Origin of the sequence: Agromyces bracchium (genome assembly GCF_009709675.1) — a bacterium.
Classification (GTDB): Bacteria; Actinomycetota; Actinomycetes; order Actinomycetales; family Microbacteriaceae; genus Agromyces; species Agromyces bracchium.
Map to the genome: position 1 here is coordinate 1 of NZ_WMLB01000047.1, position 22731 is coordinate 22731.

Annotated in this window: 21 protein-coding genes; 4 read left to right on the forward strand and 17 right to left on the reverse strand. The window is 72.0% G+C overall.

Annotated elements, in window-relative coordinates:
* The first annotated feature begins 302 nt into the window (after positions 1 to 302).
* Complete coding sequence (locus GJ743_RS18790; RefSeq protein WP_155053439.1) at positions 303 to 1691, forward strand: HNH endonuclease signature motif containing protein; 1389 nt, start codon at positions 303 to 305, stop codon at positions 1689 to 1691.
* Positions 1692 to 1728: 37 nt separating this feature from the next.
* On the opposite strand, the gene GJ743_RS18795 is transcribed toward GJ743_RS18790, so the two are convergent.
* The 3 genes from GJ743_RS18795 to GJ743_RS18805 all read right to left on the reverse strand — a co-directional run bounded on the left by GJ743_RS18795 (position 1729) and on the right by GJ743_RS18805 (position 5538).
* On the reverse strand, positions 1729 to 3789 hold the full coding sequence (locus GJ743_RS18795; protein ID WP_155053440.1) for an elongation factor G: 2061 nt from the start codon (positions 3787 to 3789) through the stop codon (positions 1729 to 1731).
* 222 nt (positions 3790 to 4011) lie between these two features.
* Entirely contained in the window at positions 4012 to 4881 is an 870-nt protein-coding gene (locus tag GJ743_RS18800; protein ID WP_155053441.1) for an LLM class flavin-dependent oxidoreductase, read from the reverse strand.
* Between the two features lie 9 nt (positions 4882 to 4890).
* Positions 4891 to 5538, reverse strand: a complete 648-nt coding sequence (locus GJ743_RS18805) for a phosphoribosyltransferase (protein WP_155053442.1) — start codon at positions 5536 to 5538, stop codon at positions 4891 to 4893.
* 311 nt (positions 5539 to 5849) lie between these two features.
* Between GJ743_RS18805 and GJ743_RS18810 the strand changes: the two genes are divergently transcribed.
* Both GJ743_RS18810 and cofD read left to right on the forward strand, forming a co-directional pair.
* The gene (locus GJ743_RS18810) at positions 5850 to 6839 is read left to right on the forward strand and encodes a zinc-dependent alcohol dehydrogenase family protein (protein WP_155053443.1); all 990 of its coding nucleotides are present in this window, start codon (positions 5850 to 5852) and stop codon (positions 6837 to 6839) included.
* A gap of 238 nt (positions 6840 to 7077) precedes the next feature.
* A complete protein-coding gene (gene cofD / locus GJ743_RS18815; protein ID WP_328289353.1) occupies positions 7078 to 8139 on the forward strand; it encodes a 2-phospho-L-lactate transferase in 1062 nt (353 codons plus the stop codon).
* A 42-nt stretch (positions 8140 to 8181) separates the two neighbouring features.
* On the opposite strand, the gene GJ743_RS18820 is transcribed toward cofD, so the two are convergent.
* The 7 genes from GJ743_RS18820 to GJ743_RS18850 form a co-directional block, all read right to left on the reverse strand.
* The gene (locus tag GJ743_RS18820) at positions 8182 to 8655 is read right to left on the reverse strand and encodes a hypothetical protein (RefSeq protein ID WP_155053444.1); all 474 of its coding nucleotides are present in this window, start codon (positions 8653 to 8655) and stop codon (positions 8182 to 8184) included.
* Positions 8656 to 8874: 219 nt separating this feature from the next.
* Positions 8875 to 9222, reverse strand: coding sequence for a hypothetical protein (locus GJ743_RS18825; protein WP_155053445.1), 348 nt, complete (start codon positions 9220 to 9222; stop codon positions 8875 to 8877).
* Positions 9222 to 10064, reverse strand: a complete 843-nt coding sequence (locus GJ743_RS18830; RefSeq protein ID WP_155053446.1) for a DODA-type extradiol aromatic ring-opening family dioxygenase — start codon at positions 10062 to 10064, stop codon at positions 9222 to 9224. The genes GJ743_RS18825 and GJ743_RS18830 overlap by 1 nt, the downstream gene beginning before the upstream one ends.
* 49 nt (positions 10065 to 10113) lie before the next feature.
* Positions 10114 to 10977, reverse strand: coding sequence for an amidohydrolase family protein (locus GJ743_RS18835; RefSeq protein ID WP_155053447.1), 864 nt, complete (start codon positions 10975 to 10977; stop codon positions 10114 to 10116).
* Entirely contained in the window at positions 10974 to 12251 is a 1278-nt protein-coding gene (locus GJ743_RS18840; protein ID WP_155053448.1) for a CaiB/BaiF CoA transferase family protein, read from the reverse strand. The genes GJ743_RS18835 and GJ743_RS18840 overlap by 4 nt, the downstream gene beginning before the upstream one ends.
* Positions 12248 to 12844 carry an OsmC family protein gene (locus tag GJ743_RS18845; RefSeq protein WP_155053449.1) on the reverse strand — a complete coding sequence of 199 codons (597 nt, stop codon included), beginning with the start codon at positions 12842 to 12844 and terminating at the stop codon, positions 12248 to 12250. Before GJ743_RS18845 ends, GJ743_RS18840 begins: the two co-directional genes overlap by 4 nt.
* The gene (locus GJ743_RS18850; RefSeq protein ID WP_155053450.1) at positions 12834 to 13841 is read right to left on the reverse strand and encodes an alcohol dehydrogenase catalytic domain-containing protein; all 1008 of its coding nucleotides are present in this window, start codon (positions 13839 to 13841) and stop codon (positions 12834 to 12836) included. The genes GJ743_RS18845 and GJ743_RS18850 overlap by 11 nt, the downstream gene beginning before the upstream one ends.
* Positions 13842 to 14069: 228 nt before the next feature.
* On the opposite strand from GJ743_RS18850, the gene GJ743_RS18855 reads away from it, so the two are divergent.
* Positions 14070 to 15155 (forward strand): ABC transporter substrate-binding protein, encoded by a 1086-nt coding sequence (locus tag GJ743_RS18855; protein WP_155053451.1) that lies wholly within the window; start codon positions 14070 to 14072, stop codon positions 15153 to 15155.
* Positions 15156 to 16167: 1012 nt separating this feature from the next.
* On the opposite strand, the gene GJ743_RS18860 is transcribed toward GJ743_RS18855, so the two are convergent.
* Genes GJ743_RS18860 through GJ743_RS18890 form a run of 7 tightly spaced genes read right to left on the reverse strand, consistent with a single transcriptional unit; the run spans position 16168 to position 22537 of the window.
* Positions 16168 to 16620: a RidA family protein gene (locus GJ743_RS18860; RefSeq protein ID WP_155053452.1), complete on the reverse strand. Its 453-nt coding sequence runs from the start codon at positions 16618 to 16620 to the stop codon at positions 16168 to 16170.
* A gap of 11 nt (positions 16621 to 16631) precedes the next feature.
* Positions 16632 to 17471, reverse strand: a complete 840-nt coding sequence (locus GJ743_RS18865) for an ABC transporter permease (RefSeq protein WP_155053453.1) — start codon at positions 17469 to 17471, stop codon at positions 16632 to 16634.
* Positions 17468 to 18301, reverse strand: a complete 834-nt coding sequence (locus GJ743_RS18870) for an ABC transporter permease (protein ID WP_166548424.1) — start codon at positions 18299 to 18301, stop codon at positions 17468 to 17470. The genes GJ743_RS18865 and GJ743_RS18870 overlap by 4 nt, the downstream gene beginning before the upstream one ends.
* A complete protein-coding gene (locus GJ743_RS18875) occupies positions 18298 to 19131 on the reverse strand; it encodes an ABC transporter ATP-binding protein (protein WP_155053454.1) in 834 nt (277 codons plus the stop codon). Before GJ743_RS18875 ends, GJ743_RS18870 begins: the two co-directional genes overlap by 4 nt.
* A gap of 37 nt (positions 19132 to 19168) precedes the next feature.
* Positions 19169 to 20176: an LLM class flavin-dependent oxidoreductase gene (locus tag GJ743_RS18880; RefSeq protein WP_230386929.1), complete on the reverse strand. Its 1008-nt coding sequence runs from the start codon at positions 20174 to 20176 to the stop codon at positions 19169 to 19171.
* Position 20177: 1 nt separating this feature from the next.
* Positions 20178 to 21590 carry a dihydroorotase gene (locus GJ743_RS18885; RefSeq protein ID WP_328289354.1) on the reverse strand — a complete coding sequence of 471 codons (1413 nt, stop codon included), beginning with the start codon at positions 21588 to 21590 and terminating at the stop codon, positions 20178 to 20180.
* On the reverse strand, positions 21587 to 22537 hold the full coding sequence (locus GJ743_RS18890; protein WP_155053455.1) for an alpha/beta hydrolase: 951 nt from the start codon (positions 22535 to 22537) through the stop codon (positions 21587 to 21589). The genes GJ743_RS18885 and GJ743_RS18890 overlap by 4 nt, the downstream gene beginning before the upstream one ends.
* Positions 22538 to 22731 lie beyond the last annotated feature (194 nt).

Genomic DNA, 22731 nt, shown 5'->3' on the forward strand with positions numbered 1-22731 from the left:
GTCGGCTCGTCGGCTCGTCGGCTCGTCGGCTCGTCGGCTCGTCGGCTCGTCGGCTCGTCGGCTGCGCGATCATCCGCGATCGAACGCACCCTCGAGCACGCCACCGCCCCCACATGCACGCCACCGCCCCCCACAACCCGCGCACTCCGACGGCACGATCATCCCGCTCCAGGCCCCGTCGTGGCGACACCGACTCGTCCTCCACAGCCCTCGACGGGCTCGATCTCTCCACAGGAAAATGCCCGGTCTGAGGCGCAATCCACGACACTTCGAATGTCGGAGGGTGCGTGCAGGATCGAAGTGTGGACGAACCCCTGGCGACGCTCGAGCGCGAGCTCGGTGCCCTGCGCGACGCCTGGAGTCAGGCGATGCCGGCGTTCGGGTCCATCCCGGGCAACGCGCAGGGCGAACTCGAGCAGATGGGCGACCCCGGGCTCGTCCGGGTCACCGATGGGCTGGCCTCGCTGCGTCGCGGGGTCGATGCGCTGCTCGCGCGCGCCGCCGCAGAGGTCGCCCGGCGATCCGGGCCGGAGTTCGGCGAACTCGGCCTGGCGAAGGCGCAGGGCTTCCACAATGCGGGTCGACTCGTCGCCGCTTCGACCGGGGCGTCCCGCAGCGATGCCGCCCGGCTCATCGCCGTCGGTTCGGCGACCCGCACCCGTGAATCCTTCGTCGGCGAGCGGATGCCGCCGCGGCGGCCGCACGTCGCAAGCGCCCTCGCTCGCTCTGCGATCAGTCTCGAGGCCGCGTCCGCGATCACGACGATGCTCGACCGCGTGGCGCTACGCGCCGATGCCGGAATGGTCGAGGTGGCCGAAGCGGCCCTCACCGACCTCGCCGAGCGTGCGCCGCTCGAGCTGTTGGTGCGCGGCATCCGCGAGGCCGAGGCCCGACTCGACGCCGACGGGGTGGAACCGCGCGAAGAGCAGCTGCGCGAAGAACGTTCGCTCACGCTGCGCGAAGACCGCCACGGCGTCGTGCACCTGCACGCCAGGCTCGACCCCGAGACGGCGGCACCCGTGAAGGCGGCCGTCGAGGCACTCGTCGGCGACGCGCTCCGGCGACGCGACCCTCTGCCCGGCGAACCGCGCCCCGTCGTCGACGACCGCCGGTCGATTCCGCAGATGCAGGCCGACGCGCTCGCGGCGATCGCACGTCACGCGCTCGGCTGCGAGACGACCCTGACGCCGCTCGCGAAGACCACCGTCGTCGTGCGCGTCGATCTCGACACGCTCGTCGCCGGTCTCGGTGATGCCCGCATCGACGGACTCGACCAGCCGATCTCCGCGGCCACCGCCCGGCGGCTCGCCGCCGACGCCGAACTGATCCCCGCGGTGCTCGGCGGTCCGAGCCTGCCCCTCGACCTCGGCCGCGCCGCCCGCCTCTTCACCCGTGCCCAGCGGCTCGCACTCGGCGAGCGCGACGGCGGTTGCGCGTGCTGCGGGCAGAACGTCGGCTACGTCGAAGCGCACCACATCCGCTGGTGGGAGCGGGATACCGGCCCGACGGACCTCGCGAACGGAGTGCTCCTCTGCAGCTTCTGCCACCACCTGATCCACCGTGAAGGGTGGGAGATCCGCGCGGAATCCGGTGCGATCTGGTTCATCCCTCCAGCGCACGTCGATCCCGACCGCGTGCCACGGCTCGGAGGGCGGGCGCGATTCGAAGTGCAGATGACGGATGCCGCCTGAGCGGGAACTCGAGCGAGCGTGCGCGAGCGACCCACGCTCACGCACGCGCCGCGCTCGGCGCCTTCGCGTAGTGGTCGGGTGTGATCGTGAGCTCCGCCTGGCCTGCCGTGATCGAGCGCAGGTCGAGCACGTACCGCGTGAGCTCGGCCTCGGGCACGTGCGCCACCACCCGAGCCCGCCCGTCGCTCGCGGCCTCGGTCGCGCTCACGCGACCGCGACGGCCCGACAGGTCCGTGAGCACCGCGCCCTGCAGGTCGTTCGGCACCGTCACGGTCACACTCGACACGGGCTCGAGCAGCACCGTCCCGGCTTCGGCGAGCGCCGCCTTCACGCCGATCGACGCCGCCGTGCGGAACGCCATGTCCGACGAGTCGACCGAGTGCGTCTTGCCGTCCGTGAGTTCCACACGCACGTCGACGACGGGGTGGCCCTGCGGCCCGCCCGACGCGAGCGCATCGCGCGCACCCTTCTCGACGGCCGTGATGTACTGGCGCGGCACCGCACCACCCGTGACCGAGTCGACGAACTCGAACCCGTCCCCCGGTCGCAGCGGCGACACCGTGAGCTGCACGACCGCGAACTGCCCGTGCCCGCCCGACTGCTTCTTGAGCTTGCCCTCGACCGACGCCGTGCCCGCGATCGTCTCGCGGTACGCCACCGGTGCCGGCCGGGTCTCGACCTTGACGCCGAAGATCCGGGCGAGGCGCTCGACCGCGACCGCCACGTGCGTGTCGCCGAGACCTCGCAGCACCGTGTGCTCCCCCGCCCGGTCGACCACGAGCGTCGGGTCCTCGGCGGTCAGTCGCGCGAGCGCCACCGGCAGCTTCTCGTCGTCCGACTGCGACGCGGGCTCGAGCGAGACCGCGTACACGGGCGGACGAGGCGGCGTGGCCGCCGGCCGGGCGGTGCCCGACGCTCGCGACCACAGCAGCGAACCCGACGGCGATCCGGTGAGCTTCGCGACCGCCCCGACCTCGCCTGCGGCGAGCGTCCCCGCGGTCACGTGCTCGGCCCCGCGCAGCCGGAACAGCCCGTGGATCCGCTCGTCGACGCCGGTCGTCGCGTTCCGCAGCTTGTCGCCGGTCCGCAGCGTGCCCGAGAGCACCTTGAGCATCGACACCTGGCCGACGAACGGGTCGGCGACCGTGCGGAAGACGTGCACGAGCGTGTCGCCGTCCTCGTTCGGCGCGACCTTCAGCTCCGACCCGCCCGACCCCTCGCCGACGAGGATGCGCCCGTCGCGTTCGGTCGCGGCGGGCGTGAGTTCGCAGACGAGGTCCGCGACCCGGTCGACGCCCGTGGCGTTCACCCCCGAGCAGACCAGCACCGGCACGGCCTCGCCGGCCGCGACCTCACGCGCGAACGTCCGCTCGAGCTCCGCCACCGACGGCTCGTCGCCCTCGAGGTACGCCTCGAGCTGCGCGTCGTCGTGCGAGACGATGTCCTCCGTCACCTCGACGTGCATCGCGTGCTCCTCGGCCTCCGCCTCGGGCGGCAAGGGCTCGTCGTGATGGGTCCCGTCGCCGTCGTAGACGTGCGCCTCCTCGCTCAGCACGTCGGCGATCGCCCGGAACGCCGCCTCCTCGCCGATGGGCAGCTCGAGCGCCCACAGGTGCTCGCCGAACTCGGCGCGCAACTCCGTGAGCACGCGCCGGAAGTCGGCCCGCGCCTTGTCCTCCTGGGTGACCACGACGACGCACGGCACGCCCGCAGCAGCGGCGGCATCCCACGCCGAGCGGGTCCCCGCGACGACGCCGTCCACCGCGCTGACCGTGATGAGCGCGACATCCGCCACCGACAGCGCCGCATCGACGGCGCCCACGAAGTCCGGATGTCCCGGGGTGTCGGCCAGGGTCAGGGTGTACGCCGTGCCGTCGGGCCCGGTCCAGTCGAGGTGGGCGAGCGAGAGCCCGAGGCTCGTGTGCCGGGCGATCTCCTCGGGCTCGTGGTCGCAGACGGTGTTCCCCTGCTCGACGGATCCCGTCCGCGGGATCGCGCCGGCGCGATGCAGGAGCGCCTCCGCGAGTGTGGTCTTCCCCGAGCCCGAAGCGCCCACGAGGGCGACGGTCCGGTGGGTCTGGGGCGATGCCGAGTTCATGGGGCCTCCCGCGCCGGTGCGGTTCCGTTCGTCCATCGTCGCGCGCGAAGGGCGTCAGGTCCAGAGGCCCGAGGTCCCGATCTGCGCCGAATGTCCCGATGCGGTCGCCAGCGGGCCCGAAGTGCCGCGTTCCGGTCCGCTCCGGATGGCTCGGGCCCGGCCGCGCGGATGCCGCCGCATCCTCCCGATCGGCGACGAGTGCGCCGGACGATCCTCCGTTCGTCAGCCGACGGCGGCCCGCCGCTCGGCGACGAGCGCACGCGTCGCGGGCGCGATGCGCGCCCCGAGCTCCTCGATCAGCGTCTCGTCGTCGCCGACGACGATGAACGTGTCGACGCCGTGTCGAGTCGCCAGCTCGGCGAGCCGCTCCGGGTCGGCGTCGCGCGGCCCGACGTTGAGCAGGCGACGGATGCTCCGGGGCTCGCGCCCGGCGCCGACCGCCGCCGCGTCGATGATCGCGTGCCCGGCGTCGAGCGAGTCCGTTCCGTGCTCGAGCCGACCGAATGAGGGCAGCCAGCCGTCGGCGGCGGTCCCGATCAGTCGCAGTCCCCTGGGCTTCAGCACCCCGAGCCAGATCGGCATCGGCCGCTGCACGGGCGCCGGCCCCCGCTTGGCGCCGCGGATCGGGTAGTGCTCGTTGTGCAGGAAGACGCCGCCCGAGGCATCCGTGTCCTGCAGCTCGCGGATGACGGTGATGGCCTCGCCGAGGGCCCCCACCTGCTCGGCGGGCGTGCGGCTCGGCGCGCCCATCGCGACCGCGGCCGGCGCGAACCCGCCCGCGCCCAGGCCGAGTGCGACGCGCCCGCCCGTGAGCAGGTCGAGGGATGCCGCAGCGCGTGCGAGCACGGCCGGCGGACGCAGCAGCAGGTTGTGCACGTTCGCCGAGATGCGGATGCGGCTGGTCCGGGCCCCGACCCAGCTCATGAGCGTCCACGTGTCGAGGAACCGCGGCTGGTACGGGTGGTCCTGGAAGGTGACGAGCTCGAGCCCGGCGCGCTCGCTCGCGAGCGCGAGCTCGACGGTGTGCTCGGGGTCGAGCGCCGACGGCGTGATGAAGGTTCCGAATTCGATCGGGCGGCCGTAGTCGGGCATGCGGCCACGCTACGCGAGACCCGACCTCCGTGCGCGTGCCGCCTCGAGCAGCGCGAGGACCTCCTCGTCGCTCGTCTGGCGGAAGTCGGCGTACGCCTGACCGACCGCCATGAACCAGTCCGGGACCTCGACCGCCACGACGGCATCGGCCGACGGCACGCGGGACGAGGCATCCTTCGGCGCCACCGGCACCGCGAGCACCACGCGGCGGGCGCCGCGGGCGCGCGCGACTTCGCACGCCGCCTCGGCGGTCGCGCCCGTCGCGAGGCCGTCGTCGACGACGAGCGCCGTGCGGCCGGCGAGAGGCTCGGGCGCGTGTCCGCCGCGCAACTGCGCGACGCGGCGGTCGAGGGTCTGCTGCTCCTGACGCTCGACGTCGGCGAACCGCCGATCCGAGACGTGCGCGCGGCGCACGATGGCGTCGTCGACGACGCGAACGCCCCCCTCGCCGATCGCGCCCATCGCGACCTCGGACTGCCCGGGGATGCCGAGCTTGCGCACGACGATCACGTCGAGGGGAGCGCCGAGCCCCTCCGCGACGGCGGCCGCGACCGGCACGCCCCCGCGCGGGAGCCCCAGGACGACGACGTCCTCGTCACGGAAGGCCTCGAGCCGTTCCAGCAGTGCGGATGCCGCGTCGGCGCGGTCACGGAACATGCCTCCAGCATGCGCGCGGGGCGTCGACGTTGCGGGGTACTTGGTCCCCGCGACACCGGATCGCGCGGTGTCGCGGGACGCACAGCCGCCGGACGGCGCGGCGGCGCAGTTCCGCCGGATGCCGCCGCGTCGCGGCGAGCAGGGCGCCGGAGCGACGCGGCCGACACGAGCGCGGGTCGGTCGGGAGGCGCCGCGGGGTGACCTTCGTCCTCCGCGCGCCGGGGCATCCGTCGCACGCTGGCTTTCGAGGCGACCGGCGCGATCGACCGGGCGGAACCCGGGTGGCGCGACCTGACGGAGCGGGGGCCGAGATGGATGCCTGGACGACGCGCGGCGACGGACGCCTGACCGCCGACGCACTGCCCGACCCCGAGCCGGCCGCCGACGAGCTCGTCGTCGAGGTCGCCGCGTGCGGGGTGTGCCGCACCGACCTGCACGTGGTCGACGGCGAGCTCGATCCGCATCGCAGTCCCGTCGTGCCCGGTCACCAAGTGGTCGGCCGCGTCGTCGCGACCGGCGGCGGGGTCCGTCGCACCGCGGTCGGCGACCTCGTCGGCATCGCGTGGATCCGCTCCACGTGCGGCACGTGCCGCTGGTGCCGGTCGGGGCGCGAGAACCTGTGCCCCGACGCGCGCTTCACCGGCTGGGACGCCGACGGCGGCTATGCGCGCTTCGCCACCGTGACGGAGGCGTTCGCCTACGGCCTGCCGAACGACGCCGACCCGGTCGCCGTCGCACCACTGCTCTGCGCGGGGATCATCGGCTACCGCGCGCTCGGCCGCGCGAACCTCCCGCCGGGCGGCCGGCTCGGCCTCTACGGCTTCGGCTCGAGCGCGCACCTGACGGCGCGGCTCGCGATGGCCGCGGGTGCGAGCGTCGTCGCGATGACGCGCGGCGAGGCGAACCAGCGACTCGCCCGCGAGCTCGGCCTCGACTTCGTCGGCGGCGAGCGCGACGCCCCGCCCGAACCGCTCGACGCGGCGATCGTCTTCGCACCGGCGGGCGACCTCGTGCCCGTCGCCCTTGAGGCGACCATCCGCGGCGGCACCGTCGTGCTGGCCGGCATCCACATGACCGATGTGCCGGCCATGACCTATGCCGACCACCTCTTCCTCGAACGCGACCTGCGCACCGTGACGGCGAACACGCGGGCCGACGGCGACGAGTTCCTGCGGCTCGCGCTACGCCTCGGCATCGCGCCGACCGCGACGCCGTACCCCTTCGAGCGAGCGGATGCCGCGGTCGACGACCTCCGATCGGGCCGCGCGTCGGGCTCGCTCGTGCTCGTGCGCGATGCCTGATCCGACCGACCCGATGCGACCCGATGCGACCTGCGCCGCCCGCGCGCCCGGCGTGGCTCTCGATTCCAGGCCCTCCGGCGCATGAGATTTCAGGAGATGGGCGCCCTCGGGCGCCCATCGACCGGATTCTCATTCGCCAGTCGCAGCGCAGCCCCCTCACTGCTTGCTTGCCTGCCTGCCTGCTGCTTGCCGGGCAGCATCCGGGCGGCACGCGCTCACGCGGCGCTAGCGTGGAACGGTGAAGATCACGGTGCTCGCGGGCGGAGTCGGGGGCGCGCGGTTCGCGCGCGGCGTGCGCGAGGAGTGCGCCAGGCGGTGGCCGACTGCGCCCAGCGCCGACCCTGCCGCCGACGGCACCCCGGCGAGCGCCGCCGGCGTCACCGTCGTCGTGAACACCGGTGACGACCTCTGGCTGTCGGGCGTTCGCCTCATGCCCGACTTCGACTCGCTCCTCTACGCGCTCGCGGGCGTCAACGACACCGAGCGCGGCTGGGGTCGCGCCGGCGAGTCCGAACGCGTCGCGGCCGAGCTCCGCGAGTGGGGCGTCGGCTGGCCGTGGTTCACGCTCGGCGACCTCGACCTCGGCACGCACCTCGCGCGCACGTCGTGGCTGCGCGACCGGATCGCCCCGTCCGGCGTCGCCGAGCGCCTCCAGCGCCGGTGGCGGCTCGGCGTGCGACTGATCCCCGCGACCGACACCGAGGTCGACACGCACGTCCGCATCGACCCCGCGCACCCCGACGCCGCGGGCCGCGACGAGCTGCACTTCCAGGAGTGGTGGACCCGCTACCGCGCCTCGATCCCCGCGCTCGGCTTCGAGCAGCGCAACCTCGCCGATGCGCGGCCCGCACCCGGCGTCGAGGCCGCGATCGCCGACGCCGACGTGGTGCTCCTCGCCCCCTCGAACCCCGTCGTGTCGATCGGCACGATCCTCGCGATCCCCGGCATCCGCGCGGCGCTCTCCGCGACCGCGGCGCCCGTCGTCGGCGTCTCCCCGATCATCGGCGGCCGGGTCGTGCGCGGAATGGCCGACTCGTGCCTCTCGGCCATCGGCGTCGAGACGGATGCCGCGGCCGTCGCGCGCCACTACGGCGCCCGTTCGGCGGGCGGCGTGCTCGACGGCTGGCTCGTCGACGAGACGGATGCCGCGGCCGTGCCCGGTCTCGTCGACGACGGGTTCGCCGCGGCATCCGCCCCGCTCTGGATGCACGACCTCGACACCTCGGCCGCGCTCGCGGGCGCGGCGCTCGACCTCGCGGCGAACGCCGCGGCCGGCACCGCACCCGCGCGGCGCGACTGAATCGGTCGGCCGCCGTCGGTCGGCCGCCGTCGGTCGCCGCCGTCAGCCGCCGTTCCGCGGCAGCGGGATCACCGGGCACTCGAAGTACCGGAGCACCCCGCCGATCGCGAGGTCGCCCGCGGCGGCCGCCGCCCAGAGCTCCTCGTCGGAGTCGAGGACGCCGTCGTCGTCGAGGTCGCCCGAGGCGAGCGCGGCGCCGTAGCCGTTCGGCAGCAGGACTTCGGTGACGACCCAGCGACCGCCCCGGTACCCGGGGTCGCCCGGTGCGGCCGTGGCGACGTTCGCCTGCGTGTCCTCCGGGAAGGCGTAGATCGGCTGGAACGACGACGCGGGCGCGCCCGTGCCCGAGAAGTCGGTCGTCGTGCCGACCGTGCGGTACTGCTCGCCGTCGACCCAGAACGCGGGCCCGGAGACGCCGGCGGCGTTCGCGGCCGGTGCTCCCGCCAGGACCCCGCCGACGGCGAGCGCGGCAGCGGCGACGGTTCCGAGGAGCGGGCGGATTCGGGTGGTGTGCATGAGGTTCCCCTTCCGTTCGGCCGCCGGTTCCGACGGCCCTCCAGCAGTCAATGCCGGAGCCGCGCGCGCGGCGACGGGGCAGCGCTGACGGTGCGCTTACCGTCCGCTTACGTGGGGATTACGCAGGGCGCGCAGGCCGGCGGCGACCCCGTCCCGGTGCGCGGCGCGGCGCGGCGCGGCGCGGCGCGGCGACGGAATCGCGACCTGGGCGACCGACGCTCAGGGGATGTAGTCGACGAGCCCCTGCGGTGCGACGGCGGCGCGGTAGCGCTCGACGAGCTCGCGCCATCCGGAGCCCTCGGTGTACTCGTGCTCGTACACGGCCTCGGTGAAGTGCCACAGCAGGTAGGGGTGCGCGCCGAGCGCGTACAGCGCACCGAAGTCGCGCGCGGCGAACGCGGCCCGCTCGGCCTCGGTGAGGAACCGGTCGTCGGTCGGGCGGACGGGCGTGCCGCCGCCCGCGAGCCAGCGTTCGACGAACGCAGGCGGGTCGGCGACGTACTCGGCGACCGTCGCGTCGCCGAGCTCGACCGCCCGGATGAACTTGTCGACCATGTAGGCGCTCATCAGCGGGTGCTCCAGAGGAAGAACGGACTCGTGGAGAAGCGCGACTCGGGCACGTCGACGAAGTCGGCGGCGCGGCCGCCCATCGCCGCGAGCGCCGCGACCGCGTTCAGGAACTGGGAGGTCATGCTGCCGGCCGCCGTCAGGCGGTCGACGTCGCTGCAGACCCGGATCGCGCCGTCGAGGTCGCCGTCGCGCATCCATCCGGCGGCGAGCGCGTCGAACTCGGGGTCGGGCGACCCGGCGAAGGTGCGTGGGCCGCCGACGTCGTTCGCCATGTGGCCGGAGGTGAGGATCCCGACGCGCGCATCCGAGTCCCAGTCCTCGATCGCGCGCCGCAGGTGCTCCCCCAGCGCGACGAACCGGCGCACCGACGGCACGGGCGGCATCGACGCGTTGGCGTGGATCGGCACGACCGGGAGGTCGAGCTCGGGCCGCACGTACTGCAGCGGGATGACGAACGCGTGGTCGAGGCGCCACTCGAGGCTCACCGAGAAGTCGATGGCGTCGGGTTGCACGCTTCGGCCCGCGATCCGGTCGGCGAGCTCGCGGTGACCGACGACCTCCGCATACTCCATGCCGAACGTGCGCACCTCGTTCTCCCAGGTGCCGTGGTACGCGTCGGCCTTGCCGATCGCGAACGCGGGGGAGTTGTCGTAGAAGAACTGCCGGAGGTGGTCGGTGCCGATCACGACGAGCACGTCGACCTCGTGCGACGCGACCGCCTCGCGGATGCGCGCGAAGTTCGCCGCGATCGGCCGCAGGTCGTCGGGCACGGGGTCGGTCATGGCGCGCCAGAGCAGCGGGTTGTGCGGCGTGACCGCAGCGAGCACGAGCTCGGCCATCGGGTTCCTTTCGTTGCAGCGGGTCGGCTCCGCGGAGGTCTCGGGCGGCTCAGATCCCGAACAGCCCGCGGGCGTTCTCGAGCAGGATCTTCCGCCGCGACTCGTCCTTGAGGGGCAGCTCGGCGAACTCGTCCATCCACCGATCGGCGGTCATCACGGGCCAGTCCGACCCGAACAGCACGCGGTCGGTGATGAGCGAGTCGGCGTACCGCACGACCTCGGGCGGCAGGTACTTCGGCGCCCACCCCGACAGGTCGAGGTAGACGTTCGACTTGTGCCACACCATCGCGAGGTTCTCGAGGTGCCACGGCCAGGCCGGGTGGGCGCTGATGATCCTCAGCTCGGGGAACTCGGCGGCGACGTCGTCGATGTAGGGCACAGGTCTGGCATTCTCGAGTCGGTAGCCACCGCCGCCCGGCGTGCCGGCGCCTGCACCCGGGAACCCCGAGTGGAACATCACGACGAGCCCGAGCTCGGCGCAGGTCTCCCAGATCGGGAAGAACCGCGGGTCGTTCGCAAGGAACTTCTGCCGCGACGGGTTGAGTTCGCCGACCCCCTTGATGCCGTACTCGTCGTGCATGCGGCGGATCTCGGCGATCGCGGCCTCGCCCTTCCACGGGTCGATGCCCGCGAAGGCGATGAACACGTCGGGGTGGTCGGCCTGCGCCCGACCGAGCAGGTCGTTCGGCGCGCCCTTGATGCCCGACGTCGTCTCGGAGTCGGAATTCACGATGACGGCCATCATGCGCCGCTCGCGGTACTGGTCGGCCTGTTCGGCGAACGAAACCACGGGCCGCTCGCGCCCGAAGTGCTTCGCCATCTGCTGGTGGCGCCGGCCCATCGCTGCGAGGAACTCCTCGGTCTGCGGGTGCGTGTGCACGTCGATCGCGACGAGGTCGTCGGTGCGGGTCATGCGCGGGTCCCTTCGGGTGCGGTGACGGATGCTGCGGCCGCGCCGTCGCGGTCGGCGCCGTCGTCGGGCGGTGCGCTGACGGATGCCGCATCGCGGGCGAGCACGTCGGCGTTCCCCTCGCCGAGGCGCGGCGCCGCCCGCAGCGCGGGCCGTCCGCTGGCGTGGAACACGGTGCTCGGGGCGGGCACGCACAGCGTCGCGCCATCCGGCCCCTCGATCTCCTCGACGAGGCCCATCGAGGCGACCTGCGGATCGTCGAAGAGGTCGGCGACCGTGTTCAACGGACCGTGCGGGATGTCGTGCGCGACGAGCCGGTCGAGCCAGTGCTGCCGCGGCATCCGCTCGGTGATCGCCTTCAGCTCGGCATCGAGCTCGTCGTAGTTGCGGACGCGCGCCTCACGGGTCGCGAAGCGCGGATCACCCGCGAGGTCGGGACGCTCGAGCACGTCGAGGAGTCCGGTCCAGAACTTCTCGGGCACCGACATGTGGATGACGAACGCCTTCCCGTCGGAGCCGACGCACGCGTACGCCTGCGCGCGCCGCGGGCGCGAGTCGGGCCCCGCGACCTGCCCGGTCTCGAGGTAGGTGGCCGCCGCCTCGGTGAGGAAGTCGATGAGCGAACCGACCATCGACACCTCGACGTGCTCGCCCTCGCCGGCCGGCCGCTCGCCGCGGGCGTGCAGCGCCGCGAGGATCGCCTGCGAGGCGGAGAGGCCGGACAGCAGGTCGGAGAACGCCGGCCCGAGCGGCCGGAGCGTGTCGGCGGGCACGACCTGGCTGTACATCGCGCCGACCGCCGAGATGACGGTGTCGTAGGCGGGCCGGGCGGCGTAGGGGCCGCTCGGGCCGAAGCCCGTGATCGAGCAGGTGACGAGCCGCGGGTTCAGCTCGTGCAGGGCGTCGGGTCCGAAGCCGAGGCGGTCGGCGACGCCGGGGCGGAAGTTCTCGATGAGCACGTCGGCCTCGGCGGCGAGGTCGCGCAGCGCTGCGAGCCCCTCGTCGCTCTTCAGGTCGAGCACGACCGCGCGCTTGCCGCGGTTGTACGCGGCGAACTGCGGGCTCATCGCGCCGTGGCCCTCCCAGCGCCGCATCGGGTCGCCGTCGGGCGACTCGACCTTCACCACGTCGGCGCCGAGGTCGGCGAGCAGCTTCGCCGCGTACGGTCCGGAGATGTACTGGCCGAGCTCGATCACGCGGATGCCCGCGAGCGGGCCCGCCGCGCGGGCCGGATCGGCGCCGCGTGCCGGGTCGTTCATGCCCTTATCGGCATTCATCGGGTCTGCTCCTCTCGGTGCTCGTTCCTGAGGTCGTCGGGGCGGGTGTCGAGGACGGTCCAGCCGCGCTGCACGAGCACGAGGTGCAGCGGTACGGCCTTCGACACGAGCGAGGTGGTCGGGCACCGCCGCGCGGCCTCGCGCAGCAGCGCCACGGCCTGCTCGGGCGCCGCGTCGTCGTCGATCCGCAACTCGACCACGAACCAGAGCGGATGCGCCGGCGCGCCCTCGACGAGATGCTCTCCTCGGAGGTCGAGGCACGTGCGCACCTCGGCCTCGAGCGAACGGACCGCGACATCCGCCGCCGCCCAGGTCTTCGCGGCCCAGCCGAGCATGCAGAACGCGATCGAGCTGAGCAGGTACCGCATCGGGCTCGGCGCCGAGTCGTGGCCGCCGCGCTCGGCGGACTCGTCGGACCGGAACGAGTAGTGCGTGCCGTACTGCTCGAACTCCGAGACCGACGCGACGTCGCCCTCGAGTCGCGCGTCGACCCAGGGCCGCATGCGGGCGGATGCCGCGTCGGCGCGCGTCCGCTCGGCGATGCGCTGCAGCGAGGCGCGCAGCCGCGGCCGATCGATGAGGTCAGCGGACATCGATGATCACCTTGCCCGGGGTCGTGGTGGGGAACTCGCGGTACGCGCGCCGCACGTCCTCGAGCGGGTAGCGCGCGCCGATGCGTGGCCTCACGGCGCCGTCCCGCACGAGGTCGAGCGCGCGGCGCACCTGGTCGAGGTCGGCGCTCGCGACGCCGATGAGGCGCTTGCGCGAGAGGTAGAACTCGCGCGCGTCGATGGTCAGGCGGGTGTCGACGGATGCCGCGCAGAACACGGCTCGGCCGCCCCACCCGAGGGCGGCGATCGCCTGCCCGAGGAGTGCGGCGCTGCCGCTCACGTCGACGACGGCGTCGAAGCGGTCGCCGGGAGCCAGTGCCCCGGCCAGGTCGGCGTCGGGTCCCGTGACGAGCACCCGCACCCCGTCGGGCGCGTCGTCGAGCGGATGCCGCGTCGCCGCGGTGACGTCGGCGCCGAGGTGCACGGCGTACTCGAGGGCCGCGCGGCCCAGCACGCCGCCCGCACCGGTGACCAGGAGGCGATCACCGGCGCGGACGGCTGCGGCGTCGAACGCGTTGACGACGATGGGGAGGCTGTGCACGGTCGCCGTGGCGATCTCGGCGGGGAGCCCCGCACGCTCGAAGGCGACCTCGGCCGGGACGACGACGAACTCGGCCGCCCCACCGTCGCGGTGCACGCCCACCACCCGCTGCGCGGGGCAGGTCGACTCGCGCCCCTCGGCACAAGCATCGCAGCGACCGCACGGGATGTTCGGCTTGACGACGACCATCTCCCCCACACGCTGCTCGGAGACGCCGTCGCCGACGGCCACGATCACGCCGGCGGGGTCGATCCCGAGCACCCGCGGCAGCTTGGCGGCGGCGCCGGGCCCGTGGCCCGCGATGACGTTGAGGTCGAGCTGGTTCACGCCGACCGACTCGACACGGATGAGCACCTCGCCCGCACCCGGCTCGGGAACGTCGACGTGCGCGACGTCGAGTCCGTCGAGGCCATGGGCCTGGAGGAGGGCTGCACGCACGGTTCGCCTCGTTTCCGGTCGGTCGCGGCATCCGCGCCGCTTTGGATACCGTATCCAAAAATGCGTCGGTTCGTCCAGACCGAGATCGAACCCATCGTCCCCCGAAGACGTTCGTCAGCAAACCGTGGACAGAAGCTCCAGTTTTGGATACGGTATCCAGCAATTCGCGAGAGGCTCCGCTCTCCGCGGGACGCCGACCGCGAGTCAACCCGCCAAGAATGGAGAGTCATGCGCAGATCCATCCCTCGCTCCGGCCTCGCCGCGGCCGCCGGCCTGGCAGTGTTCGCACTGCTCACCGGCTGCGCCGCGGGCGCCCCCGCAGCAGGCAACGACACCGAGCCCGTCGAGCTCGCCGACGGCGAACCCGGCGAGCCGGAGGACACCGACATCACGGTGGCCATCCCCTTCCCCGACATCACCATGTACTCGATGTACGTGCTCGCCACCGACCTCGGCTACTACGAGGAGGAGGGCCTCACGGTCGAGGTCATCACGGCCGACAACGTCACCGCGGCCGTGGCATCCGGCAGCGCCGACATCGGCGTGGAATCGACCGGCACGGTCATCGAGGCGATCCGCGGCGGCGTGGAGGTCGACCTCGTCTCCGGGCACTACTGCCGGCAGAACTTCGACTTCGCCGTGCAGCCCGACATCGAGTCGGTCGAGGACCTCGAGGGCACCTCGATCGTGCTCGCCGGCACGCCCGGCGACCCGGCCGAATTCCAGCGGGCACGCGTGCTCGCCGAGGAGGGCTGGGACCTCGAGGGCGTGAACGTCGAGGTCGTCTACCCCGGCCCCGGCTCGGAGTCGTGGACGGAGTTCTTCGTGAACGACCGCATCACGCTGCAGCCGTTCTACGGCGACGACCGCCCCGCGCTGGAGGAGGCCGGCGCGAAGTTCCCGGTGGAGGCGCTGCGGAACTGGGCGAACGACGTCATGGTCGCGGGCAGCGGCTACGTGCAGGAGAACCCGAACACGCTCGTGCGATTCCTGCGGGCGACGCTGAAGGCCGTCGACTTCATGACCGCTCCGGCGCCGGGCGAGTTCCCCGACAACGTCAGCGAGGTGCTCGACATCTACGAGGCGAACGACTTCGACGTCGAGGCGCTCCGCGGCTCCGACAGCCCCTGGGTGCTCGACGGCCACCTCGCGTGCCAGAACCTCTACTTCGACACCGAGGCCTGGGACACCACCGTCGAGACGCAGAGCCTCGAGCCGATCGAGTTCGACACCGCGCAGCTCGTCTACCTCGAGAAGGCCCAGGAGCTCCTCGGCCTCGACAACTCCGGTCCGGAGACGCTCCCCTACCCCTGACCCGATCCCCCGCACGATCGACGGGCCCTCGCCGCAGCGCATGACGGCGGGGGCCCGTCGCGTGCCCGGCTGCGGCGGTCACAGGTCGCGGCCCGGATCGGGCACTGATGTGATTCCACAGGTCGGGTGGAGAGGTATGCGCGGTTCACCTTTCCACCTCGACATTCATGAACAGATCGACTGCGGGTGCGATCAGTGTGCGCCGTCAGCGGCGGCCACGCCGTCGCTCGACGCAATGACTCGCGCCCGGATTCCAAGTCCGTGAGGGATCCGGTCGACGCAATCCGGGAGAAAAGGAGAACTGAACCACCTTTCTCCCTCAGTTCACGAGTCCATCGTCGTCTCGCGTTCGTGCGACGGCGGCTACCCGGACACCGTTGATGCATGGTGGGTGAACACCATCCGGCGGAACCGCTCGGTCGCCGGTCCACCGACGATGGTCGCTGAGCGTGAGCAGGGTGTCCTGTCACCAGGACGCGTCACTACGATGACCAGGTTGGTTTCCGCCGGCGTGAGGAAGAGGACAGCTCGCTCTTCGGCGTTGTGCTGGGTGGTGTCGGAGCTCTCGCGATGGCGTGGGGATGTGGTGGCTCGCGGCCTACATCTTTGCGTCTGTCGATGGTGACGTCCTTGTTCCCCTCGCTGAAGGGCGTCTCGCCGGCCACCGACCTTGGTCCTCCTCGTCCTGTTCGGGCTCGGGGGACTCCTCGGGGTCGGTGCGTTCGGATTCATCGTGTGGATCCTGATCTTCACCGCTTGGGAGGGCAGGCGTGGGCGTGCATAGCGCGCAGGCGTCTCGCTGACGGTAGCTGACTGGGCGGTCGCGGTCTTCGACGCCGCGAAGGGATCGGCGCGAGCGTCGTCATGGAGCACCCGTCCGATTCTGGTCACAGTGAGGGCACCCATCGGACGACGCGGACCGGGCCGGAACCGGCGCTCCAGCGCAGAGCAGCCGGCCCCCGTCATCGCGCATGAGACGGGGGCCGGCGGTCTGGGGCGAGCGGATGCCGCGTCAGCCGCTCCGCGGAGCGGCGGGTTCGGGCGGGGAGGCGGGCGCGGCGACATCCGCCCGCGACGGCACCGCCGCGATCGCCTCGATCTCGAACCGGTACTCGGGGCCGGCGAAGCCGGCGACCTGCACGAGCGTCGACACGGGGAAGTCGTGCGTGAAGTACCGGGCGCGGATGTCGCGCACGTCGTCGCGCACGAGCCGGAAGTCGTCGCGGACGAACACGTTCACCTTGACGACGTCGGCGGGGGTCGCGCCCGCGGCATCCAGCACCGCGGCGAGGTTGGCGAAGGCGAGCTCCACCTGCTCACGGGCGTCGGGCGGCATCGTGCCATCCGCTCGCATGCCGATGATGCCGCTGACAAACACCAGGTCGCCACCGGAGACGCGGATGGCCTGGCTGAAGTCCGCCGTCGGCGGGTAGACCCCGACGGGCCGGATGATCTGCTTGAGCATGCGCGAGCCCCCTACGACGCCCCGACGATCTTGCGGTCGTCGTACCAGGGGGCGAGCCGGCGACGCAGCGTCGAGATGAGCCACAGCGTGAGGTTCGCGATGATCACCATGACGATCACCAGGGCGATCGCCTCGGCCATCATGAACTGGTACGCCGCGAACTCGAGCAGGTGCCCGAGGCCGCCCGTGCCGCCGAGGAACTCGCCGAGCACCTCGCCCGTGAACCCGAGGGCGGCGCCGCGCTGAATGCCCGAGAGGCTGTACGGCAGGGTCGCGGGGAAGATCACCTTCCAGCCGAGGTAGACGCCGTTCACGCCGAAGACGCGGCCCGCGCTCACGAGCGACGGGCTTACGGCGACGGCGCCCTCCATCGTGTTGAGGATGATCGGGAACACCGCGAGCAAGAACACGAGCGCGATCTTCGACTCGTTGCCGAGCCCGAGGATCAGGATGAAGAGCGGCGCGAGCGCCACCTTCGGCGTCGAGTACAGCAGCCAGAGGAACGGTGCCACGGTGAAGCGCAGCACCGGCGACCAGCCGACCGCGAGGCCGACGACCACGCCGACGACGATCGCGAGGGCGAGACCGATCAGCAGGTTCTGCATGCTGTAGACGAACGCCTGCCAGAACTCCGGTTCGCCGAGAAGCCGGACGAACGCGGCGATGATCTCGGTCGGCGGCGGCAGGAACGCCGCGGGCACGAGCTGCAGCCAGCTCACCGCGGCCTCCCAGATGAGCAGGACGGCTGCGACGACGCCGACGAGCAGCCACGCCCACTTGCCCTCGCCGGAGCGGACGACCCGGCGCGGACGGACGATGCGGTTCGTCCCGGTCGCTGAGGTGACGGTCATCGGCGTGCCTTCCTCGTCCACGGTGCGACCCAGCGCTCCACGAGGGTCACGACCTGCGTCATTCCGACGCTCCACACCACGACGAGCGCGATCGCCGCGAACGCCTGGTCGGTCTGGTAGGTGTTGGCGGCGCGGATGATGACCGCGCCCATTCCCTGCGCCGAACCGGTGAGCTCGGCCACGACCATGCCGATCGTCGCGAGCACGACCGCCTGCCGGAGCCCGGCGAAGAGGAACGGCACGGTCGACGGCAGGTACACCGACCGGTACAGCTGGAACCGGCTCGCACCGAACACCGTGCCGGCCCGGATGATCGACGGATTCGTCGTCCGCATGCCCGCCGCCACGTTCAGCAGGATCGGGAAGACCGCACTGATCGCGACGAGGAAGATCACGGGACCGATGCCGAACCCGAACCACGCCTTCGCGAGCGGCTGGTAGGCGATCGTGGGCGTCGCGTAGATCGTCCACGCGATGGGCCCGACGACGCGGTCGACGGGCAGCGACGTGCCCATGAGCAGGCCGAGCGGGATCCCGATCGCGACCGCGATCGCGAAGCCCGTGAGCCACGCCTGCAGCGACACGAGCGCGTTCGTCGCGAGCACCCCGCTCGACCACAGCTCGAGGAAGCCCTGCCAGATCGCCGACGGCGGCGGGAAGAACACCGGGTTGATCCAGCCGAGCACGCCGACGACGAGCTGCCAGAGCACGAGCATCACGACGACCTCGGCGGCGAGCACGAGCGCCTTGCCGCGCGCGCTCAGCCCGGCGAGCCACGCTCCGATGCCGCCGCGACCGAGGTTCGGTCCCGAGGCGAGGAACGTGCTCACTTCGACACCGCCGCTGCGGTCGCCTCACCCTGCAGCGCGTCCCACAGGTGGTCGCGGAGCTCGAGGAAGCGCGGGTCGCTCTGGATGCTGCGCTCCGACCGCGGTCGCGCGAGTCCGGTCTCGATGACCTCCTTGATGGCGCCCGGATGGCTCTTGAACACCACGATCCGGTCGCCGAGCAGGATCGCCTCCTCGATGGAGTGCGTGATGAAGAGCACCGTCTTGCCCGTCGCCGCGATGAGCTTCTCGATCTCGGCGCGCATGACCTCGCGCGTGAGCGCGTCGACCGCGCCGAGCGGCTCGTCCATCAGCAGGATCCGCGGTTCGGCGACGATCGCGCGAGCGAGACCCACGCGCTGCTGCATGCCGCCCGAGAGCTCGCGCGGGTACGAGTGCTCGAAGCCGCTGAGCCCGACGAGCTCGATCGCCTCCTGCACGCGGTCGCGCCATCCGCTGCCCTTCAACGCCTTCTGCATCTCGAGCCCGAACTTCACGTTGTCGAAGACCGTGCGCCACGGCAGCAGCGCGTAGTCCTGGAACACGACCGCCCGGTCGGGGCCGGGGCCCGTGACCGGTTCCCCGGCCACGAGCACCTGCCCCGACGTGGGCTTCACGAGCCCCGCGATCACGTTCATGAAGGTCGTCTTGCCGCAGCCCGACGGCCCGAGCACGGTCACGAACTCGCCCTCGCGGACGTCGAGGTCGACGCCCTCGATCGCCACGAGCTTCTTGCCGGTCCGGGCGACGTCGTAGCTCACGGTCAGGTCGCGCACCGAGATCAGCGACGAGACGGATGCCTCGTCCTCGGCCGGCTCGATGGTGGTCGTCATCGCAGTCCCCTCTCCCATGTCCACGGGGCACCCTCGATCAGGTCAGCGCCGGCTCGGCGGCGCGCTGGCGCATCTTCGGCAGCACCTCGGTGCCGAGCAGCTCGATCTGCTCGAAGAAGCGGTCGAACTTGAACCGGAAGTCGAACACGAGGTGCTCGGTGCCGATCGCCTCGAACTTGCGGAGCTCCTCGACCGCCTCGTCGGGGTCGCCGACGATGAGCTGGCCCTCCAGGTCCTCGACGGTCTCGAACGTACCCGAGGGCGGCTTGACGGCGAACTTCGCCTTGTTCGCCCAGGCGAGCAGGCCCGGGATGTTCACGTGCTTCAGGGCCTCCTCGCGCGTCTCCTCGATGGAGGTGGGCGGGATCACCGACACGGTCGGCATCGGGCGGCCCGAGGCATCCGTCAGCTCGCGCATGTTGGCGATGCGCTTCTCCATGGTCGCGAGCGAGATGCGCCCCGGCATCCAGCCGTCGGCGTACTCGGCCGCGAGCCGCGCCGAGCGCGGGGTCGCGCCGCAGTACCAGAACGGCACGCGCCCGCCGACGGGCTTCGGCTCGATCGTGACGTTCTCGAACGAGAAGATGCCGTCGTCGTAGGTCACGTCGTTCTCGGTGAACACGCGCTTCAGGATCTCGGCATTGGAGCGGACCGCCTCGACCCGGTCGAGGTCGCCCCAGCCGATCGCCTCGAACTCGTGGTCGAACGTGCCGGCACCGAAGCCCAGGATGAGGCGCGGGCCGACGAGCTGGGTGATCGTGCCGGCCATGAGCGCGGTGACGAGCGGGTGACGGAACGGGATGAGCGACCCGGTGCCGAGCTCGAGCCGCTCGGTGACCGCGCCGATCGCGGTGAGCGTCGTGAGCGCGTCGTAGAAGGTGCGGTTCGGCTTCTCCATCTCGCCGTGCGGCTCGAAGACGAGGTGGTCGCGCACCCACACGGAGTCGAAGCCCATCTTCTCGGCGAGCTGCGAGCCCTCGAGCAGCTTCTCGCGACTGGCCTCCTCGCCGAAGTGCGGCAGCAGCAGTCCGAATTTCATCGCCATGTCAGTTCCCTTCCGTTCCGGCCGTCTCGGCCGAGATGTCGGCCGGCGCGGCCGCGAGCTTCCCGTATCCGGGTTCGCCGACGACGGCGCCGTCGGCGTAGACGTCCCGGCCGCGCACGAGGGTGCGCTCGATCCGGGTGCTGATGGTGCGGCCGTCGTACGGCGTCCAGCCGATCTTCGAGAGCACGTCGTCGTTCGTGATCGTCCACTCGTGCTGCATGTCGGCGATCACGATGTCGGCGTCGGCCCCGACCTCGAGCGTGCCCTTCACCCCGGCGAGCCCGAACTTGTCGGCGGGGATCCGGGCGACCATGTCGACCGCACGCTCGAGGGTCAGCTCGCCGCGGTTCACGGCGTCGAGCATGAGCTCGTAGTAGTACTGGATGCCCGGCGTGCCGGTGTGGGCGCTCCACATCTCGGTCCAGCCGATCTCCTTCTCCTCGCGCGTGTGGGGCGCGTGGTCGGAACTCGCGATGTCGATCGTGCCGTCGCGCATGCCCTCCCAGATCGCGGCGCGGTTGTCGTCGGGCACCCAGTACGACAGCGCGTACGGGCCGAGCGTCTCGACGTCGTGCCAGGTCGAGAGGAACGGCGCCCAGTGGTTGACCTCGCACGTGACGTCGATGCCGGCGGCCTTTGCACGTCGCACGGCCTCGATCGAGCGGCGTGTCTGGATGTGCGCGATGTGCACGGGGCATCCGGATGCCTCGGCGAGACGCAGGATCACGTCGATCGCCGTGTCCCAGATGACGCCCTCGCGCGCGGCGTACGCCGAGGCGTAGCCCTGCGGCGTGTTCTCGCCGCGCGCCAGCACCTCGCCCTCGATGTAGTCCATGAGCGCCTGGTCGTGCGGGTGCACGATGAACCGCTTGCCGGTGCCGGCGATGCGGTCCATGATCTGCAGCAGGTGGCCGTGGTCGTGGATGCCGGTGCCCGCGGGGTGCGGGTAGGTGCGGCCGGTGTCGACGACCATGTAGATCTTGTAGGCGTTGATGCCCATCTCGGCCATCGGCACGATGTCGTCGAACTTCGTCGGCGCCGGGTTGTGGTTCCAGTCGACGATCGACGTCGACGCGTACCGCTCGAAGACGTCGGTCAGCGTCTCGACGTCGACGGTCGGCGGGTTCAGGTTCGGCATGCCGAAGATGGTCGTCACGCCGCCGGCGGCGGCCTGCCGCGTGGTCGTGAGGATGTCGTCCTTGTGCTCGTAGCCGGGCTCCCGGGTGTGCACGTGGACGTCGACCATGCCGGGCAGCACGAGCCGCCCGGTCGCGTCGATCGTGCGGGCGGCGTCGACGGCGACGCCGGGTGCGACGAGGCCGGCGATCCGGCCGTCGTCGACCAGCAGGTCGGCGGTGGTGGGGCCGGACGGCGTCACGACGACGCCGCCGGCGATCCTCAGGTCGATGGTCACTGCGGTGCCTCCATGCGATCGATCGACTCGCCCAGGCCGGGCGAGCGGGTGGTGCGGACGTCGACGTGGCTCGGGCGCACGTAGCGGTCGAGCCAGTCGACGATCAGCGGGGTGGTCTCTTCCCAGTAGCGGTCGTAGGCGGCGTAGTGGGTGGTGTGCCGCTGCATGACGAGCTGCCTGGGGCCGCGGGCCGCGGCGTACAGCCGCTCCGCGTGGTCGGTGGGCGTGGTCGCGTCGCCCTCGACGCCGATGACGAGGAGGGGCGTGGTGAGCCGGGCGGCGGCGTCGATCGGCCGGTAGCCGAGGATCTCCTCGGCGCACGAGAGCGGGATGGCGCTCGGGATGCGGTCGTCCACGTCGGCCTTGATCGTCGTCGCGCGACGCTCGGGCGTCGGGACCATGATCTCCTCGCGCGGGTGCACGAGACGCCCCTCGCCGGTCGTGACACGGCGGCGCCGGTCCTCCTCGAGTCCGGCCAGGAACGCGAGCCACTCGTGCTCCTGGCGCATGCGGTGCAGCCAGTCGGTGCCGTCGGCGACCGGGACCTGGCTCACGGCCGCCTTGACGCGCGGGTCGGCGTCGGCGAGCAGGACGGCGTTGCCGCCACCCGTGCCGCCGGTGCCGAAGACGCCGATCGCGTCGGCGTCGACGTCGTCGCGCGTGGTCAGGTAGCTGACCGCGTTGACGAGGTCCTGCAGCTGCCGGGCGGGGGAGAGGATGCCGCGGTCGCCGCCCGAGTCGCCGAAGCCGCGGTAGTCGAAGACCAGCACGGCGAAGCCGGCGGCCACGAGGGCCTCGTGGTAGCGGACGTAGAGCTTGGCGTCCTTCAGCCCGAGCCATCCGGGGCCCTGGACGATGGCCCGGTACGGGCCCGCCTCATCGGGGGTGCGCCAGAGTCCCGCGAGGCGGTCTCCCTCGCTGTAGAACTCGACCGGTGTCGTCTGCATGGATGCGACGTCCTTCCGTTGAACGCTGCGACGCGTGGTTCGGGTGGATTCCAGCACCCGTGATTTGGATCATGCACCATTTTGGATCCAGAATCCAGTATTGAATCCATTTCCACCGCGTGGAATGATGACGAGTGACCGCCGGTTCGGATTGACCGGTCGGGCCGGCCCGGGATTGGGCCGCGAGTCGCCGA